The sequence below is a fragment of the Thermalbibacter longus genome (genome assembly GCF_023806485.1).
Taxonomy (GTDB): Bacteria; Chloroflexota; Chloroflexia; order Thermomicrobiales; family Thermomicrobiaceae; genus Thermalbibacter; species Thermalbibacter longus.
The window spans coordinates 47,652-64,080 of sequence record NZ_JAMSLR010000005.1 but is presented as its reverse complement, the minus strand read 5'-3'; the positions used below and the strand labels follow the sequence as shown (position 1 = coordinate 64,080).

Here is a 16,429-nt window from a genome sequence, read left to right as displayed (position 1 = left end):
TAGCAGCTCACCGACGAGCGAGGCTCATGCCGGCCAGGACAGCGATCTGCTCTCTGGCCGCTCCATCCAAACCGAGCGCGCTCAGGTCGAACCGGTGTGGCCCCCAGTCAGGCAGATTGAGGCAGCGCGGGCCCTGGACGACCAGCAGGTTCGGGCGCACGGCATACCAGCGCGCGTGGGCGTGGCCGAGTTCGCGGAGTTTCTGCTCGAGTTCCTGCGGCTCGCCGCTCAGATAGGTGCCATCGTCGGCGACGAAGCGCACCGCGCCCTCGCGGTCGATCACCGCGAGCCGGCACCGGCGGCGGAAGGGCCCGAAGCCCCATCCGGCCTCTGCCTGGAAGACCCGATAGAACCCATTGTCGAAGGCCAGGTCTAGCGTCTCCGGCCGTACTCCGAGCGCCTGGGCGGCCAGCGAGCGGGCCGTGGCGGCATCGACGGTGCCGAGGCGACTGCCGGCAGTACCCCGGCAGCTCCCGGCTGCCCGCAGGCGAACGGCCGCGCGCTCGGGGATCGGTTCGACGGTGACCTGCACGGTCTGGGGATCGGCCCCGTAGCGGATGGCCACTTGCTCCAGCTCGCGCACCCATTCCAGTAACTTCGCGGGCTCAGTCGGGTTGAAGCTTCGCTCTACCTCCACGCTGATCGGCGCGAGCGCGACGCCGATCGAGGAGATCACCTCCGCGTGCGGGACGATCTGGTAGTCGACCCCCAGGCGACGAGCGAGCGCCGGCACCAGCACCGCTGCGCCACCACCGAGCCCCAGCAGCACGGGCCGGCGCAGGTGATATTCCCGCACCAGGTCGCGGAGGAGCGGCTCGACCTCTCTGGCAGCCTGGTCGATGATGAGCTGCGCAGCCCGCTCGACCGGCAGACCGAGTCGCTCGCCGAGCGGCGCGATGGCTCGCCGAGCTGACTCCTGATAGCCACGCGCGTAGTCTCCCTCAGGCACCAGTCCGAGGGCATTCGCGGCATCGGTCAGCGTGACGGCATAGCGCCGCCCCTCGTCGTCCTCAAGGGCCGCGTAGTCCTCCGGGTCGCCCGGGCGCGGGGCCAGCGTCACCAGCCGGAGGTTCGAGAGCATCTCCGGGGGGACGAAGCAGGGATACGGCAGGCCAGCGATATGGGCGCTGCGAGGCCCGACGCCTGCCAGCTTGCGGCCTCTCAGGCGCACCAGGCTGCCACCCGCCACCCCGGCGACGCGGACATCGACCGAGCGCAGGCAGGTCGGGTGATCCATGATGCGCACGTACTTCATGACCGGTCGCCCCTGGCGGATGACGCCGACGTTCGTGCTGGTGCCGCCGACCTCCATGAAGAGCCCGTCGAGCAGCTTGTGGTAGAGCAAGGCGCCGGCGACGCTGGCGGCCGGGCCGGACAGGATCGTGGAAGCGGCCAGCCGGCGCGCCTCTTCCAGCGGGCTGACCGCTAGGTCACCGTGCATGATCATCAGGGGTACCTGGAGGCCGCTCTCCGCCAGGCTCTGCTCGACCCACCGGGTCGTCTCGGCCATGCGCGGCAGGATGCTGGCGTTGACAGCGGCGGTGAGCGTGCGCACCTCCAGGCCGTAGAGCCCGCTCATCTCATGGCCGGCAGTCGCCGGGAGGCCGAGGCCCGTCGCTACCTCCAGAACCGCTCGCTCCGGCGCAGGGTCTTCCACGCCGTACGCCGCGCTCACCGCTATCGCCCGCGCCCCACGTGCCACGAGGGCCCGCAGGGTATCGGCGATCCGCTCCTCGCTGAGCTCCTCGACCTCCAGAAAGGCGTGGAAGACCGGCAGGCGGCGCTCGGGCGTCAACTGAACCGAGTCGATCCGCGTCCGCCGGAACGCTTCCTTGCGGTTCGCCTCCGGCCCGATGCCGACGACGCCGACCGGGGCGACATCGCCCTCTAGCAGGGCGTTAACCGCTTGTGTCGTGCTCAGCACGACCAACTCGATGCGTTCGACATCGATCCCGGTCCGCTGCAAGAGGGACTTGAACGCTTCGACCAGGCCGCGCGCGACCCCTTCAGCCGCGTGGTGCGTGGTCGGCACGGTCACCTTGCCGACGAGAGCGCCCGAGACGCTCTCGATCGCGACCGCCTTGGTAAATGTGCCCCCGACGTCGATGCCGACTCTGATACCCACGACCGCCTCACTCGCACGGTTTTCCAGGTCACCGAGCTCCTGTTCCCTGGCGTCGCCAGGTTCCTGCCCCGCCCGGCTGCCACCAGAACGCATAGAGCCAGGCCGCCAGGTAGACCAGCAGAAGCACACTCTGCGCTACCACCGTCTCTAGGGTGGCATGCAGCCCGAGCAGGTCGGCCAGGAACCGGTTGAAGCGCGGGAACGAGTCATCCAGCAACGTCATCGGGATCACCCCGATCTGTTGCAGCTCCCACACGGCGTTGCCGAGCAGCCCGACCGAGAGCAGCATGATAACGGCCACGGCGATCCCCAGAAAGGCCCGCAGCGGCAGCCGGGCCCCGAGGGCGATGATCGCCCAGCCGATGACACTCAAGGCCAGGATCGCCAGACCGATGCCGAGCAAGACCCACAGCTCCAGACGCTGGGCGATCAGCAGGAGCGCCTGGTAGAAGAGCGCCGTCTCCGCCCCTTCACGGTAGACCGAGACGAAGCCGAGCGCCGCCACGGCACCGGTGTTGCCGACGGCCACCGCATCCCAGACCTTCGCCCGTAGGAACTCCATCCACCGGCGGACATCGAGACGACGGAGCAGCCAGAAGCTGATGTAGAACATCAACGCGACGGCGAAGAGGGAGACCAGCGCCTCGATCACCTCGCGGCCGATCGGCGCCACGCGCAGCACCCAGTTCAAGACGAACCAGGTCAGGACGCTAGCCGGGACGGCGAGTCCGGCGCCCCACCACAACGGGCGTCGCAGCCTCGGGTTTTGGGTCTGGATGTACCCCAGGATGGCGGCGAGAACCAGGATGACCTCGATGCCCTCGCGGAAGAGGATCGAGAAGGAAGCAACTGTCACCAGCGTCGGGGCGACCAGGCCCGGCCCCTCGAAGAGTGCCTCGACCTCGTCGAGACCGCGCTCGAGCTCCTGGACGGTCACGTCGACCTCGGCAGCGGGCGCGCCGGCTTCGATCTGGTTGCGCCACTCGGCGAACCGGTATTCCATCTCGAGCGTGAAGTTCGGGTCGATAACGCGCAGCGGGATCTCGACGAGCTCGAAGTGGTCGAGATACGCCTGGCGAGCCAGCCGCAGGGCCGTCTCGGCGTCACCGGCGCGATAGGCGTCCTGGCTCTGCTGCATCAGTGCTCGGATCGCGGCCAGCTCCCGCTGCACGTCCACCTGCGGCTCCGCGGCCCGCGCGGCCGGCGGGGCCACCCCGCCGAGGAGCACGAGGAGCACTGCCACCGCGAACAGGGCCAGCAGGCACCGCGGCACCCCACCCTGCCTGCCGGGCGCGAGGCCAGCGATCGTCATTGCAGAACCTCCAACGCCTGGTCGAGTTTGCCGCTGATCTCGTCGACGAGCGCCTGAAGCTCCTCCTGCGAGCGCCCCTCGCGGATCCCGTCACGGAGCTCCTTGAACTGGATCTCCACCTCTTCGACGAATTCCCGCTCGCCTCGCTGGATCAGGTCGCCCTCGATCGTCTCGAACCCTTCCAGATAGGCGTCTGCTGCCAGATCGTAGGCCTCGTCCTGCTCACCCCGGGCGTAGGCATCGAGCGCCTGCCGCATCATCTCCTTGATCTCGGCGACCGTCTCGGCCGGGCCCTTCGGCTCGGCAGTGGCGAGCTGGAGCGCCTTGGCTAGCTCGGCCCGCACCTCGCCGACGGCTTCGTCGACCTCTTCGGGCGAGGCCGGCGCCTGGCCAGGTTGGACGATGAAGGAGCCGAAGATCCGATCGAGCTCAGCGAGCTCGTGCTCGATCTCCTCAGCAGCCTCGCTCGAGCCGGTCTGCACCTGCTGCGCGATGTCCGGGTAGAGCTGCCGGGCGACGGTGAAGAACCCCCAGGCATCCTGGTACTCCACGAGCTCGGCGAGTTGCCCGTCCTGAACCGCTTCGCTGTACTCGTGCTCGACGGACTCCAGGAGGTGGCGGATGAGCTCCGCCCGGAAAGCCGGATTATTCCAGTCGTCGCCGGCGACAGTCTCCATCGTCTCACGAGTCCGCGAAACCGCCGCCTGGAGGGCTTGCTGGTAGTCGCTCGCCTGGCTCTCGACCGCCTGCAGGTAGCGATCCAGCGCCTCGCGCAACGGCTGCGCGAGCCCCTGCTCGTCGAGCGGGCCCTCGACCTGCTCCCAATACTCGGCGACCGGATGGCCAGCATGGGCTTCGGCATAGGCCCAATCCCCGGCCTCGATGCTCGCCGCGCTCGCCTCCAGGTGCCCCCAGATCTGCGCGAGCGCGCTGACCAGTTCGAGCGCCTCCTCGTCGACAGCGGCTGCCGGCGTGGTAGCCGGGGATGGAGCCACCGATGCCGCCGGCGTCGACGGCGCGGCTGCCGGAGTATCGACTGGTGAACCCGATGGCGACGGTTCGCCTCCGCACGAGCTGAGCAACAGGACGAGGACAGCCGCAACGATGCTGTGGGTCACTGGCCTGAGCAGGCACTGCCCGGCACGCAGCACGCTCTCACTCCCTCCCTCAGCGCAGGCCCGCTCCGCGTGCGGACCGGACACTGGAACGCTTGACTTCGGCAGGCGCGCCTGTATAGATTGGCCTATAATCGCGTGCGTCACGCACTGCACAATCCCGACTATATTAGTCGGGTTTAGGATAGCGACCTGTCGCCAGCCTGTCAAGCCACCCGCCGGAAATTCGTCCTGAGCAGCGATCGGCCGGCGGCCTGGAACGAACCTCCATGACGCGGGCCAGCGGGCCGCGCTGGTCGGAAGGGACTCCTGCAGCGCCACGCCTGCCGGCATCGCTTGTCCGAGGCTTCACGTAACGTTCACCATCCGGTGGCTCTGGAGTGGGAGGATAGAGCCGTGAGCGAGTGGACGCAAACCGGAAAATCGAACGAGTGGAGCATGGACGAGGAGGCGCGGATGGCCACGAGCGCGGCGCGCGATCTTTCAGAGCGAGCGGCCTCCCACGCGAAACGAGTACCGTCGGACAGCTTCGACCGCGCCGTGCGGCGAGCGCTCCTGCTGCTCGCCGGCGCGGTCGTTGTCCTCATCGCAGGCATCGTCGTCCTCGTGACTCTACTCTGGTAGCCTCTCGCCCCGCACTGCCCTATTCCGGAGCTCGCGCGGTGGCCTGGCATCCGGATCCCGCATGACGTGCGGGTGAGGATGACGCCTCTCATGCGCTCAGCGCTGCTGAGGTTCCTGTACGAACGACACGGGAGAAGGGGCAGCCGGCTGTGGGGAGGGGATCACAGCCGGCTGCGCGTGGGGAGGGAGGGGGCATGTGTGCCTCTTCAGGGAACCGGGACTGAACCGGCTCCCGGGTACTACGCGGGTCTAGCTCACCTGCGCCTGCGATTCCTCGATCACGGTGTCGCGGCGCTGCCGCAGTTGATCGATGAGCTGCGATGCGTCGCGGCGCCCGAGTTCCTCGATCGGGCGGCCGAACAGCTCGCGCGCTCGAGCGTCGAGATCCTCATCGGAGAGGCCGGCCTCGCGGGCAATCGCGCGCAGGAAACCGATCTGCCGCGGCGTCGCCGTCACTTCGGCTCCACGCCGGCCGGACACGCGGGTGAGATCGATCGGTGAGTCGACCACCCGGCGATCGGTGGCACCGAACTCGAAGTCCGGGCAGAACTGCGTGCCATAGCCCAGCGCAGCCAGCGCGCGCCCGAGCGCCTTGGTCTCCGCCTTTTCCAGATAGTCGTGGAAGTCGTCGAGCGTCTCGCTGCCCCAGCCGGTCGCTGAGCCTCCGCCCGGGATGCGCACGCGCGCGCGAAAGACCGCGACGCCGTTGCGGTGCTCGACCAGCTCAGTCTCGATCTCGCCGTCGGGGTGCTCAGTGCGGAACCACAGCAGCCGCCACTTCACCTCCAGGTAGTCGTGGCCGTTGACCTTGGTTAGGTACTTGCCCGGATCGAACCCGGCCCGCTCACCCTTGTCCACCATCATCGTGCTCCTCGAGCTTCGATCACCAGATACGAACATCTGTTCTAACTATAGCGCATGGGTGCCTCTGTGTCAAGCGACGGTGCCGGGGTGACCGGGGCATGCCCCGCAACGCTCGGACCACGCCGGCTCGCATCCAGTGGGGGATGCATGTCGAGCAGAGACCCCGGTGGACATCTGCTGGCTGGTGGGGGAGAATCCTTTCAGATCGCGCCCGGCACCGCCCCCGATCAGGACGGCGGTACCATTGCGTTACCTACCCTTTCTCGCTATCGTCTTGCCAGCGTCAGCGACAGCCGGAGGGGACAGCGCCATGCCCTTGCCCAAGCCACAGACCCGTGAGTTCACCGAGCGGCTCCGCCAGATCGTCGATGGCTGCCGGGCCGAGCTGGCCGAGACCGGCCGCTCGCTCCAGGAAATCGAGCTCCTGCTCAATCAGACCAATACTGAGGTCGAGCGGCTGCACCAGCGCGAGATCCAGCTCACCAACCGGCTGCGCGAGGTGGACGCGAACCTGGAGGCGTACCCGCGTGCCGAGATCCGGGATGCCTATCGCTCGGCTCAGGAGGTGACGCTGCGCCTGTTCATGATGCGCAGCCAGGCTGAGCAGCTCCAGGAGCGACAGGAGAGCCTGCGCCGCTACCAGGAACGGCTGCGTGAACTGCTGGAACTGGCCGAGGCGCAACTGGAGCACGAGGCCGAGCGTGCCCGCAGCAGCGAGGGGCGTACTCGAGCACTGCAGCGGCCCGACACGGCCGAACTGGTGAGCATTCCCCTGGAGGAGCTGATCCTGGCCGAGGAGGCAGAGCGAGGTCGAGTGGGACGGCAATTGGTGGAAGGGCCAGCACAGGCGCTGAGCAACGTGCTGCTGGAGCTGGAGATCTGCGAGCAGTTGCTGGTGCGGCGACCGGAACAGCTCGGGGAGGGACTGAACAGCCTGCGGACAACGGCGGCGCGCGCCCTGCTCGACCTCCGCCGGATGCTCTACGAGCTGCGCCCGGCGGTTCTGGACGAACTCGGCGTCACCGCGACGTTGCGCCGCTACCTCACCGAACTGGCCCGGCTCTACGACATTCAGGTCGACCTGACCGGGCCAGAGGGCGACGAGCTGCCGGAGGCAGCGCGGCTGGCACTGTACCGCCTGCTGCAGGAACTGGCCGGTACCGCCGCGTCCGACGAGCGCGCGCGACGGGTAAGCGTCGACCTGCGCTACGAGCCGGCGCAGGTGACGGCGCGCGTGGAGGCGCAGGGCCCCGGCGTGGGCCAGCGCCCGCGGCTTGCAGACCTCTCGCTGGACGAGGGATTCCAGGCCCGGCTGGAGCGATTGGGAGCCAGCCTGGCGGTGGAGAGCGTCGGCGACGACGTGAGCCGTGCCACCGTCCTCATCCCGCTCGCTTGACGCCCGAACTCGAGCGCAGTACCCGAGCCTGCCCCACCCTTCTCGACGAGCGCCTCTTCCCAGTGCGGCGGCGCCCGTGCTGTCACCCGCGCTAGCGTGCCGCTCAGAGAGCCCCGGCGGCATGGCCGCGTGACGGAGTCTCACACGCCCACGGGCGCTCATCGAACCGCAGCGCCGAGCGGCGCATCCGGAGGAGGACTGCCGGCTCGGGCCGGGCGGCGGCTGTACCGAACACCCCACTGTCACGCTTCCCTTGCCTGGTACCGAGCTACCGGCGATGATGCACGAGACGGATACGAGAGCCCTGCCGGCGGAGGTGTGAGGCGGTGAACGGCAGTCAGCAGCTCGCGCGGGTCGTGGAGCAGGCCTGTCAGCGACACGGCGTCCCCGGGATGGTCATCGGGGTGTTGCGTGGGGACGCGGAGCGAGTCGTGCACGCGTACGGGGTAGCCAGCGTCGAGACCGGCTGCCCGGTTCGGCGCGACACGCTCTTCCAGATCGGCTCGATCACCAAGGTCTTCCTGGCTACCCTGGCGATGCGCCTGGTCGAGGAGGGCCGGCTCGACCTCGACGAGCCAGTGACTAGCTACCTGCCCGATCTGCGCCTCAGCGATCCCGAGACCCAGCAGCGGCTCACCATGCGCCACCTGCTCACCCACACCAGCGGCATCCTCGGCGACCACTTCCAGGACTACGGCCTCGGCGACGACGCGCTCGCGCGCTATGTCGCCGACCTCCACCAGATCCCACAGGTTCACCCCCTCGGCCGGTGCTGGAGCTACTGCAACAGCGGCTTCTCGCTCGCCGGGCGGGTCATCGAAGTCCTGACCGGCCAGCCGTTCGAGAGCGCCATGCGGGAGCTGCTCTTCGAGCCGCTCGGCCTCGAGCGCGCGTTCTTCTTCGCTCACGACATCATCGGCTACCCGCTCGCCGTCGGTCACCGCGCGGGAGACGACGGCCAGCCGGAGGTCGTCCGCGACTTCCCGCTACCGCGGAGCGTGCACCCGGCCGGCGGCATCACCGCGACGGTCGACGATCTGCTCGCCTTCGCCGCCTTCCACCTGGGCCTCGCGCGGCCCGAGCGCTCGCCGGTCTCTGCAGCGAGCATCGCGCTGATGCAGGAGCCGCAGACGCCAGCGGCGAACTGGGCCGACCACTACGGGCTCGGCTGGGCGCTCTGGTCGCTGGGCGGCACGCGGGTCGTCGGCCACGGCGGCTCGACGAACGGCTCCCAGGCACACTTGACGCTGCTGCCGGAGCGCCGAGCGGCGATCGCCAGCCTGACGAACCACGATGACGGCAGCGCGGCCTACCTGGAAGTCGAGAGCTGGCTCCTGGCCGAGGAGTTCGGGCTACGCCCGACTCCGCCGCCCCTGGTGACCCTGAGCGAAGCCGAGCTGGCCCGCTTCGCTGGCGAGTACAGCTACCCGCTGGCCCGGCTGACGGTACGCCCGGCCGCCGGCGGGCTCTGGCTCGACGTGGTGCAGACCGGCGGGCTCAGTCGCCGGCCGCGCGAGCAGCGGCTGTCCCCGCTCTTCCTCCGACCAGTAGGCCGGAACGTGTTCGTGAGCGGGCTACCGGTCGCAGTGCCGAACCGGGTCGACTTCCTGTCCGAGGAGGGCGCCGAGTGCCCGCGCTGGATCCGGGCCTTCGGCCGCCTGGCCGAGCGAGTGATGGGGTGAGGCGAGACCGCGACGGTGGGCGCGGCCCGGCGGCTACCAGGCCGTCCAGCCGCCGTCGACGGGCAGGGTGACGCCAGTGATCAGCGCGGCCGCGTCGGAGGCCAGGAAGACGACAGCCGCTGCCACCTCCTCCGGCCGGCCCAGCCGGCCGAGGGGGATGTTGCGCAACACCTGCTCGCGGAAGCCGGGGATCGTCTCGAACATCGGGCGAGTGAGCGGCGTCTCGACGAAGGTCGGCGCGATGCAGTTGACGGTGATCCCGTACTGCGCCCATTCGATGGCGAGCACCTTGGTGAGGAGGGCGACCGCCGCCTTGCTAGCGCAGTAGGCGGCGCGCTGGATCCAGCCAACCAGGCTCATGTCCGAGCCGATGTTGACGATACGGCCGTAGCGCTGCTCGATCATGAACTTGCCGACCGCCTGGCAACAGAAGAAGAGGCCCTTAGCGTTGGTGTCCATGATCGTATCCCAGGCATCTTCCGTCACGTCGACTGCCCACTGGGGGATATTGAGCCCGGCGTTGTTGACCAGGATATCGATGCGGCCGAAGGCGGCGTGTGCCTCCTCGGCCATGCGCCGCACCGCTGCCACGTCTCGCACGTCCACGCCGAGCGGCACGGCCCGTCGCCCGCGCGCCTCGATCTCGGCGCAGACCTCGCGCAGGCGCTCCTTGCTCCGGCTAGTGACGACGAGGTCGGCCCCGGCCTCCGCCAGCGCCAGCGCCGTCGCCCGGCCGAGGCCGGTGCTCGCGCCGGTGACGAGCGCGACTTTGCCATCGACCCGCATGTCGAGCAGTGCCCGGGGTTCAGCCATCGCCCGCCTCCCTCTCGGTACCATTCACCCTTGTTGCCCGCGCACGCCGGTATCCTAGCTGAGTCCCGAGCCAGGGCCAAGCCTCGCGGGCCACGCCGCTCCTGGCTATCGCCGCACCGTGCGCCGCATCGTCCTCCGGCGAGCGGCGGGATTAACTGCCGGGCAGAGCGCGTTATCACGGTCAGCGGTGTCACGGCACCGCACCAGGACGGAGAGCGAGCGTCGAGCCGGTGGTCATGTCGTCTCGAGTCACGCAACTGCACTATGCGTGGATCGTCGTCGCGGTGACGGCACTCACCCTGCTGGTCGGAGCGGGGGTGCGCGCGGCCCCTGGCGTGCTGATCAAGCCGCTGGAGGCCGAGTTCGGCTGGAGCCGCGCCGAGATCTCCCTGGCCGTCGCTCTCAGCATCCTGGCCTACGGCCTGGCCGCGCCGCTGGCTGGCTCGCTGATCGACCGCTTCGGCCCACGCCTGGTCATGCTGGGCGGCGTGGCGTTGACTGCCGCTGGGCTGGCCCCGCTCTTGGCGATGCACGACCTCTGGCAGATGCACCTCTTCTGGGGGCTGGTCGCCGGCGCCGGCACCGGGGCAGTGAGCGGCGCGCTGGGCGCGACCGTGGCGATCCGCTGGTTCAGGAAGCACCGGGGAGCGATCATCGGCCTCTTCGGCGCGGCCACCTCCGCCGGCCAGCTCGTCTTTCTGCCGCTCTTGGTGACGCTCACGGCGACCGGGGGTTGGCGCAGCGCGATCGGGATGCTAGCGGCTGCCTGCGCGGCACTGCTGCTGCCGATCGCCCTCCTGATGAGGAACCGCCCGGCGGACGTCGGTCTCCGCCCGTTCGGCGACGGAGGGGCGGAACAGCCGGCTGCCGAGCGTGCCGAGGAGATCCGGCGCACCCCACTGCGAGCCGCTCTCCGTACGCGCGACTTCTGGCTACTGGCTGGCAGCTTCTTCATCTGCGGCTACACGACCAATGGGCTGATCGGCACCCACCTGATCCCGCACGCGGTCGAGCACGGCTTCACCGAGGTCACGGCCGCCAACGCCGTGGCACTGATGGGCGCGATGAACGTCGTCGGTACGCTGCTCTCCGGCTGGCTGACCGACCGCTTCGACAACCGCAAGCTGCTGGCGACCTACTACACGTTTCGCGCCCTCTCGATCGCGGCGCTGCCGCTCGTGCTCGAGGTGCCACAGCTCTTCCTCTTCGCCATCGTCTACGGGCTGGACTGGATCGCGACCGTGCCGCCGACGGCGAACCTGACCGCAGCGATCTATGGCCGGGCCTCGGTGGGCACGCTCTACGGATGGATCTTCTTCTCCCACATGGTCGGCGCGGCGCTGGCCGCCTACGCTGGCGGCTTTTTCCGCGATACCCTAGGCGATTACCACCTCGCGTTCGTCTCCGCAGCGGTGCTCGGCTTCCTGGCCGCCGCGCTGTCGTTGCGGATCGGTACCGATGGCCTGCGCGCGCCGGTGATCGCACCGGGCGAGCTCGCCTAGCGTCGAGTGGCACGGCGAGCCGTACCCGTTTTGTCCGAATCAACTGATCTCGACGCGACGGCGGTGATACCCGCTCGCACCATCGGGGTGGGGATCGGTCTGCTCTTCGGCCTGCAGCTCGCCCAGGCCATCGACGGCCCGCACGGTCAGCCGGTACTCGCCGGGCGGAGCGTCCAGCTCGATGCGCCAGAGCACCCAGGTAAAGGGTGAGAGCGGCTCCTTCAGCTCGGCCGGCACCCACTCGCCGTCGTCCAGCCGCACCTCGACGAGAGCGATACCGCGCGCGCCGGCGTAGGCGATCCCTCCCACTACCAGCCGCGCCGGCCCGCCCTCCTGCGCCGCGTCGATCACCGAGGTGGTCTTGACCCACGCCTCCTTGCTCCAACCTCGCTGCTCCCAGAAGCCATCGTACGGCTTGCCGATGGCCTCGATCCGCGTGATCCACTTCGGGTTCTTCATCCCGTAGCGGTTCGGGGTGAACAGCCGGATCGGGAACCCGTGCTCTTCGGGGAGCTGCTGGCCGTCCATCGCGAAGCAGAGCAGCGTGTTCGGGTCGAGCGCGGAGTCGACCGGCAGCGACTCGGTGTAGCCGTCGGCGCAGGTGAAGCGGACCTCGACGGCACCGGGCTGAAGCCCCGCCCGGTTCAGCACGTCGGCCAGCCGCACGCCGGTGAACCGGGTGGTGCTGATCAGATCTCCGCCGACCTCGTTGGAGATACATTCGAGCGTGGCGTACAGCTCGTGGGACGGCATGGCGAGCAGTTCCTGGTACGTGAGGGACAGCGGCTGCGCGACCAGCCCGTCGACCGCGAGCCGCCACTGAGCGACATCGACGCGGGGCGGGCTCAGGTTGATATCGATCCGGTAGAACTGGTCGAGCGGGGTCAGCTCGGGCCGCGTGCCCGGCGTCGGCTCGAACGCCTCTGCCGCGACGTAGCCCGGCGTGGGCACTGGCCGCGGACTGGAGGACCTCGGAGTCGGCTGCGCCGAGGGGGTGGGGAGCGCCCCCGTCGCCTGCTCCGCACGCCCGAGGCCCGCCAGGAGCCGGTCGAGCGCCAGGCCGGCGACTGCGAGCGCGAGGGCCGCGCCGCCGGCACGTGCCAGGAAGGCGCGCCGGCTCGCGTCTGCCGGTGCTTCGGCATGCGGCAGACCGGCCAGGGCCATCGCCTGCTCGTGGACCCAGGCGAGCGCCACGCCCCAGCCGGCGCTGAGCAGGAAGGACGAGAGCAGCCCGTCGAGCGGGCCGACGGCGCCCCAGCGCGCGGCGAGGTCGACCAGCCAGGCCAGTGCCCAGAGCGCGAGGCCGATCGTGAGACCTCGCCGCAGCGTCGAGCCGGCGAGCCGGCCGGCCAGGGCGCCGTACAGCGCTCCCAGGATCGCCAGCGTGCCGAAGGCCAGCAGGTAGGCCAGCCCCAGCTCCAGCCGCTTGGCCAGGACGTCGGTCCGCCCGAGCTGGAGCCCCTGGAGCACGCGAACCATCAGCTCGATGCCGGCGGTGACCAGGCCGCCGGGCAACTGCCGGGCCAGCAGGTCGAAGATGCTGGTCGGCAGCGGCCGCAGGCCGGCCAGCCGCTCAGCCAGCAGCGAGAGGGCGATGAAGGGCAAGCCGAGCCAGAGGCCGGCCAGCGCCCCGGTGAGGATCGATCGTCGCACGGTGGTTGTCCTGCCGCTTAATCGCCATCCTTACTACAGCCTACGGCTGGGTGATCTCTGCGGATTGCCCGGAACGCCGGGCCTCGAAGTAGCCTGGGGTGGAGAATGGCCTGGTCTATCAGGGAGAACGCTCCTCTTTGGGACGCCACGATGTGCAGCGTGGTCCGCCGGCAGGCGGCGCCGCGGGCCGGGGAGTATGCCGAGGATTGCCGGGCTGCTCACTGGCGAGCGGCGCTCGCTCTTGCTGCGTCGTCCGGTGAGCTTGCGCTCCTGGGTTCCGACGGTCCACAAACACGCCGGTTAGATCCGCTCGGCGAAGTCGGCGACCGCCGGCCGGACGAGCCAGTTGAAGTCCGCGTATTTCAGGCTCATGGTGTCCGTGTGCGTACCGGCCTGGAAGAAGATCGTCTCGTCTTCGGCCAGGGCGGTATCGACGTAGACCGGCACGCCGTACAGGTTGCCGAACGGGGGCATCGCGCCGAGCTCGCAATCGGGGAACAGCGCGCCGAACTCCCGCTCCTCGGCCAGCCGAACCTCCGTCACGCCGAGCACCGCCGCCAGCTTGCGCAGGTCCACGCGGTCGGTCGCCCGCAGGGCCAGCATCACCGGCTTGCCGTCGGCCACGACCATGACGACTTTGACCACCAGCCGGCCGGGGACGTGCTCGCTGGCGGCGACCTCCTGCGCGGTGAAGGCGATAGGATGGTGCTGGGTCTGGAAGGGCACTCCCTGCTCCCGCAGGTAGGCCTCCAGGCGGTCCTTGCATCGCATGGCGCCACCTCCTGGAACGCCCCCAGCGTACTTCAGCAGCCGATTACGGTAAAGAAGGTTCCTCTTTCCTGTAGCCTCCTATGGCCATCATTGAAGCGCCTAAGCTTGGGTATGCTAGCGCTGCTCCTGACCGGGTCGATCCTCTGAGTGTTGGTGAGCCAATATCTCAATAGGAAGATCCGTGCTGCGCAAGAGCCGGATCGGTGATGGCTCGGGCAAGTTGCGGGGAAGAATCACGAGGTTGAGGCCCGGCAGCGCGGCCGATGGGACCAGCAGTCCCTGGTACCCCCGGGCTAACGCCGCCTCGGCGAGTTCCTGGCATGGCTGGTGGTCGGGGCCCGTCAGGTCGGCTGCGGTCAATCCCACAGCGGCCGGATCGGAAATATCGAGGATGTGGCTGAGGTCTACCTCGAGCTCACTTAGGACATTGTTCTCGAAGTATGCCAGGTTGCGTGCGGCGCTGCGCCGTACCATCTCCCAGATGGCAATCTCCGGCGCGAGCGAGGTGTAGAGCGCGGGGAACGCTTGGTCCGGCGGGAAGAGGTCCAGGCCACGGTGGTAGCGCCCCGAGGTGCGCAGCGAGAGGGTTCAGTCCGTCGGGGCCACCTCCCGCCAGTGGACACGCCAGACCGTGCCCTGGAAGCAGCGAGCTGACGCGGCCGCGACGGTTTGCTCAGCCTTCCAGCCCTCGGCAGGCATCGCGGCTGGCACTACAGGTAGACACCGGCCGCCAGGCCGTCGAGGTCGGCACGCACACGGTCGAGACGGCCGGCCTTGAGAGCCTCTTCGGGAGTGAACCCGCCGAGGTAGCGGCTAGTGGACCGGAGCCACATCTGCGCCGTCTCAGGCGCGCCGAACATGCGCAGGAGCCGGTCCCGCAGGTCGACCAGCTCAGCCAGGCGCTGCCGCGTTTTCCCCTGCGGTACGCTCTGGTTCGCCCGCCAGCGCTCGACCGTCCGGCGATCGACGTCGAGCGCTCTCGCGATCGTGTCGAGTGAGATCCCCAGATCCCGCTCAAGGCCCTCGATAATCGGGCCACACTCGAGAATGCTGACCTCAGCCACGGTGTCCCTCTCTCATGCTGTCCCTTCCGAGCATACCATGTCCGGCGCTTCTTGTCGGACACGCGCTCATGCTGAGATGAGGTCGCTCCCCGATGAGTGGCAGCTCGAGCAGTGAGCACGATCCACAGTCGGTCTACACCCGTACCGGTGACCGGCAAGAGCACGGGTCGCGCCGGCCTTCTCTCAGTCGCAGTCGCGCGAAACCCAGGCCTGGCACGTTCCCGATATCGTTTCTGGCACCGCGCGCCACCGAATTTCGGGGTGACGCCGATTCAGCTCTTCAGAGAGCTTCCCAGTGGCTTCAGCGAGCGTCTGCAACCGCCAGAGCACCGCGTCCTGGACGTCGAGGTCTTGGAGGAACGCGTCGCGGCCGCCGCGCGTGCGTCGCTCGATCAGGCCGATCGCCTCGCGGATGTATTGGAGATAGCGGCGGTCGCGGTCGGCGCTCACAGTGGAATGGCCTCACGCCGGATGCGCTCAGCGAGTTCGGACGGCCGGCGGATCTCGACGACATCGATGTCCTGACCGAGCGCCTCGTGCAGATCGAGGATCAGCTCGCTGAGGTCGAGCACGCTCCGGCCCGGCTCCATCTCGACCAGGAAGTCGATATCGCTGTCCGGGCCGGCCTCACCGCGGGCTACCGAGCCGAACACCCGGACGTTGCGGGCGCCGTGCGCCGCGGCGATGCGCTGGATCTCCTCCCGCCGCGCTCGCAAGTCTTCGAGCGTCAATCCGCGTCCTGCCTGCACCATGTGCTGCTCCTGCAACCTGGGCTGTCTCCACTCGTACCAGCCTCGATTATCCCATCTCCTGCGGCCGGTACCGGAGGGCTTCGGCGAGGTGGGGTTCGGGTTGGTGATCGGGGAGACGGAAGACAGCTCCACACCCTGGCGCGCTGGTCAGCGAACCGCTCGCTACGGAGCGTGACTGCTGAAGAGATCGAGTACCGCGTCGAGAACGCGGCGAAATGCATCGTCCGTCAGGATCCCTACCTCGGCCACCATCAGCTCACGATTGGCCGTAAACAGCTTGCCGGGGCGAGCGTAGCTGGTAGCCCGAAGCGAGCCGACCCGAAAGTCGTTGTCGGTCAGGGTCACGGCGCGAGGGTCAGCATAGGCCTTGCTCGTGATCTGGCACAGGATCCAATCGCCACGGCCGGCATCGGCTAAGACCAGTGCCGGGCGCAACTTGGCCCGTGAGAGATCAGAGAACGGGAATGGCACCAGTACTACGGTTCCGGCTGTAGGTGCGACCATGCCGCGTCTTCCTCAGGCCGGCTCCAGTCCACAGCCAGTGCCGCTTCGCTCAATCGCGCAGTGTCAGCGATCGGCATGGCCTCTTCGGCCTCGAGAATGACCACGAGTGCCCGGCGCGCACCGGGAAGGCGGATGGGCTCGAGCAGCCGTACATTCCCCTTCTCATCGATGACAGCTTCAACCGTACGGTACATGGGGAGAGCCTCCGATTCCAACCTGCGACAGCCCTGCTTCTGGCAGATATCGACAAGC

17 protein-coding genes are annotated in these 16,429 nt (G+C 68.8%); 4 read left to right on the top strand and 13 right to left on the bottom strand.

All coding sequences use genetic code 11. The features are described 5' to 3' along the window. Window positions 1–7 precede the first annotated feature (7 nt). Genes NET02_RS08860 through NET02_RS08850 form a run of 3 tightly spaced genes read right to left on the bottom strand, consistent with a single transcriptional unit; the run spans window position 8 to window position 4,588 of the window. Window positions 8–2,125 (bottom strand): hydantoinase/oxoprolinase family protein, encoded by a 2,118-nt coding sequence (locus tag NET02_RS08860; protein ID WP_284057038.1) that lies wholly within the window; start codon window positions 2,123–2,125, stop codon window positions 8–10. A gap of 28 nt (window positions 2,126–2,153) precedes the next feature. Continuing rightward, a complete protein-coding gene (locus NET02_RS08855) occupies window positions 2,154–3,437 on the bottom strand; it encodes an FTR1 family iron permease (RefSeq protein ID WP_284057037.1) in 1,284 nt (427 codons plus the stop codon). Next, window positions 3,434–4,588, bottom strand: coding sequence for a hypothetical protein (locus NET02_RS08850; RefSeq protein ID WP_284057036.1), 1,155 nt, complete (start codon window positions 4,586–4,588; stop codon window positions 3,434–3,436). The genes NET02_RS08855 and NET02_RS08850 overlap by 4 nt, the downstream gene beginning before the upstream one ends. A gap of 360 nt (window positions 4,589–4,948) precedes the next feature. Here NET02_RS08850 and NET02_RS08845 point away from each other — a divergent pair, with 360 nt between their 5' ends. Beyond that, a complete protein-coding gene (locus tag NET02_RS08845; RefSeq protein ID WP_284057035.1) occupies window positions 4,949–5,176 on the top strand; it encodes a hypothetical protein in 228 nt (75 codons plus the stop codon). Between the two features lie 249 nt (window positions 5,177–5,425). On the opposite strand, the gene NET02_RS08840 is transcribed toward NET02_RS08845, so the two are convergent. Next, window positions 5,426–6,040, bottom strand: a complete 615-nt coding sequence (locus tag NET02_RS08840) for a hypothetical protein (protein ID WP_284057034.1) — start codon at window positions 6,038–6,040, stop codon at window positions 5,426–5,428. A 310-nt stretch (window positions 6,041–6,350) separates the two neighbouring features. Between NET02_RS08840 and NET02_RS08835 the strand changes: the two genes are divergently transcribed. Further along, on the top strand, window positions 6,351–7,436 hold the full coding sequence (locus tag NET02_RS08835) for a sensor histidine kinase (protein ID WP_284057033.1): 1,086 nt from the start codon (window positions 6,351–6,353) through the stop codon (window positions 7,434–7,436). Window positions 7,437–7,762: 326 nt separating this feature from the next. Continuing rightward, the gene (locus tag NET02_RS08830) at window positions 7,763–9,118 is read left to right on the top strand and encodes a serine hydrolase domain-containing protein (RefSeq protein ID WP_284057032.1); all 1,356 of its coding nucleotides are present in this window, start codon (window positions 7,763–7,765) and stop codon (window positions 9,116–9,118) included. A 33-nt stretch (window positions 9,119–9,151) separates the two neighbouring features. On the opposite strand, the gene NET02_RS08825 is transcribed toward NET02_RS08830, so the two are convergent. Then, on the bottom strand, window positions 9,152–9,931 hold the full coding sequence (locus NET02_RS08825) for an SDR family NAD(P)-dependent oxidoreductase (RefSeq protein ID WP_284057031.1): 780 nt from the start codon (window positions 9,929–9,931) through the stop codon (window positions 9,152–9,154). A gap of 236 nt (window positions 9,932–10,167) precedes the next feature. On the opposite strand from NET02_RS08825, the gene NET02_RS08820 reads away from it, so the two are divergent. Further along, window positions 10,168–11,433, top strand: coding sequence for an MFS transporter (locus NET02_RS08820; RefSeq protein WP_284057030.1), 1,266 nt, complete (start codon window positions 10,168–10,170; stop codon window positions 11,431–11,433). Window positions 11,434–11,472: 39 nt separating this feature from the next. Here the strand turns inward: NET02_RS08820 and NET02_RS08815 are convergent, their stop codons facing one another. The 8 genes from NET02_RS08815 to NET02_RS08780 all read right to left on the bottom strand — a co-directional run bounded on the left by NET02_RS08815 (window position 11,473) and on the right by NET02_RS08780 (window position 16,371). Beyond that, window positions 11,473–13,086 (bottom strand): molybdopterin-dependent oxidoreductase, encoded by a 1,614-nt coding sequence (locus tag NET02_RS08815; RefSeq protein ID WP_284057029.1) that lies wholly within the window; start codon window positions 13,084–13,086, stop codon window positions 11,473–11,475. Between the two features lie 300 nt (window positions 13,087–13,386). Next, window positions 13,387–13,857: an aminoacyl-tRNA deacylase gene (locus NET02_RS08810; protein ID WP_284057028.1), complete on the bottom strand. Its 471-nt coding sequence runs from the start codon at window positions 13,855–13,857 to the stop codon at window positions 13,387–13,389. Window positions 13,858–13,971: 114 nt separating this feature from the next. Further along, complete coding sequence (locus tag NET02_RS08805; RefSeq protein WP_284057179.1) at window positions 13,972–14,436, bottom strand: RES family NAD+ phosphorylase; 465 nt, start codon at window positions 14,434–14,436, stop codon at window positions 13,972–13,974. 131 nt (window positions 14,437–14,567) lie between these two features. Further along, window positions 14,568–14,921 carry an antitoxin Xre/MbcA/ParS toxin-binding domain-containing protein gene (locus tag NET02_RS08800; protein ID WP_284057027.1) on the bottom strand — a complete coding sequence of 118 codons (354 nt, stop codon included), beginning with the start codon at window positions 14,919–14,921 and terminating at the stop codon, window positions 14,568–14,570. A 183-nt stretch (window positions 14,922–15,104) separates the two neighbouring features. Further along, on the bottom strand, window positions 15,105–15,371 hold the full coding sequence (locus NET02_RS08795) for a HepT-like ribonuclease domain-containing protein (RefSeq protein WP_284057026.1): 267 nt from the start codon (window positions 15,369–15,371) through the stop codon (window positions 15,105–15,107). Further along, window positions 15,368–15,673 (bottom strand): nucleotidyltransferase family protein, encoded by a 306-nt coding sequence (locus NET02_RS08790; protein ID WP_284057025.1) that lies wholly within the window; start codon window positions 15,671–15,673, stop codon window positions 15,368–15,370. The genes NET02_RS08795 and NET02_RS08790 overlap by 4 nt, the downstream gene beginning before the upstream one ends. A gap of 162 nt (window positions 15,674–15,835) precedes the next feature. Beyond that, entirely contained in the window at window positions 15,836–16,177 is a 342-nt protein-coding gene (locus NET02_RS08785; protein ID WP_284057024.1) for a type II toxin-antitoxin system PemK/MazF family toxin, read from the bottom strand. Further along, on the bottom strand, window positions 16,150–16,371 hold the full coding sequence (locus NET02_RS08780) for a hypothetical protein (protein WP_284057023.1): 222 nt from the start codon (window positions 16,369–16,371) through the stop codon (window positions 16,150–16,152). The genes NET02_RS08785 and NET02_RS08780 overlap by 28 nt, the downstream gene beginning before the upstream one ends. Window positions 16,372–16,429: the final 58 nt, after the last annotated feature.

What these genes read in the sequence shown, in the direction of transcription:
- NET02_RS08780 (WP_284057023.1), bottom strand. Translation starts at nt 16,371, where the DNA reads ATGTACCGTACGGTTGAAGCTGTCATCGATGAGAAGGGGAATGTACGG.
- NET02_RS08790 (WP_284057025.1), bottom strand. Translation starts at nt 15,673, where the DNA reads ATGGTGCAGGCAGGACGCGGATTGACGCTCGAAGACTTGCGAGCGCGG.
- NET02_RS08840 (WP_284057034.1), bottom strand. Translation starts at nt 6,040, where the DNA reads ATGATGGTGGACAAGGGTGAGCGGGCCGGGTTCGATCCGGGCAAGTAC.
- NET02_RS08810 (WP_284057028.1), bottom strand. Translation starts at nt 13,857, where the DNA reads ATGCGATGCAAGGACCGCCTGGAGGCCTACCTGCGGGAGCAGGGAGTG.
- NET02_RS08835 (WP_284057033.1), top strand. Translation starts at nt 6,351, where the DNA reads ATGCCCTTGCCCAAGCCACAGACCCGTGAGTTCACCGAGCGGCTCCGC.
- NET02_RS08820 (WP_284057030.1), top strand. Translation starts at nt 10,168, where the DNA reads ATGTCGTCTCGAGTCACGCAACTGCACTATGCGTGGATCGTCGTCGCG.
- NET02_RS08785 (WP_284057024.1), bottom strand. Translation starts at nt 16,177, where the DNA reads ATGGTCGCACCTACAGCCGGAACCGTAGTACTGGTGCCATTCCCGTTC.
- NET02_RS08855 (WP_284057037.1), bottom strand. Translation starts at nt 3,437, where the DNA reads ATGACGATCGCTGGCCTCGCGCCCGGCAGGCAGGGTGGGGTGCCGCGG.
- NET02_RS08825 (WP_284057031.1), bottom strand. Translation starts at nt 9,931, where the DNA reads ATGGCTGAACCCCGGGCACTGCTCGACATGCGGGTCGATGGCAAAGTC.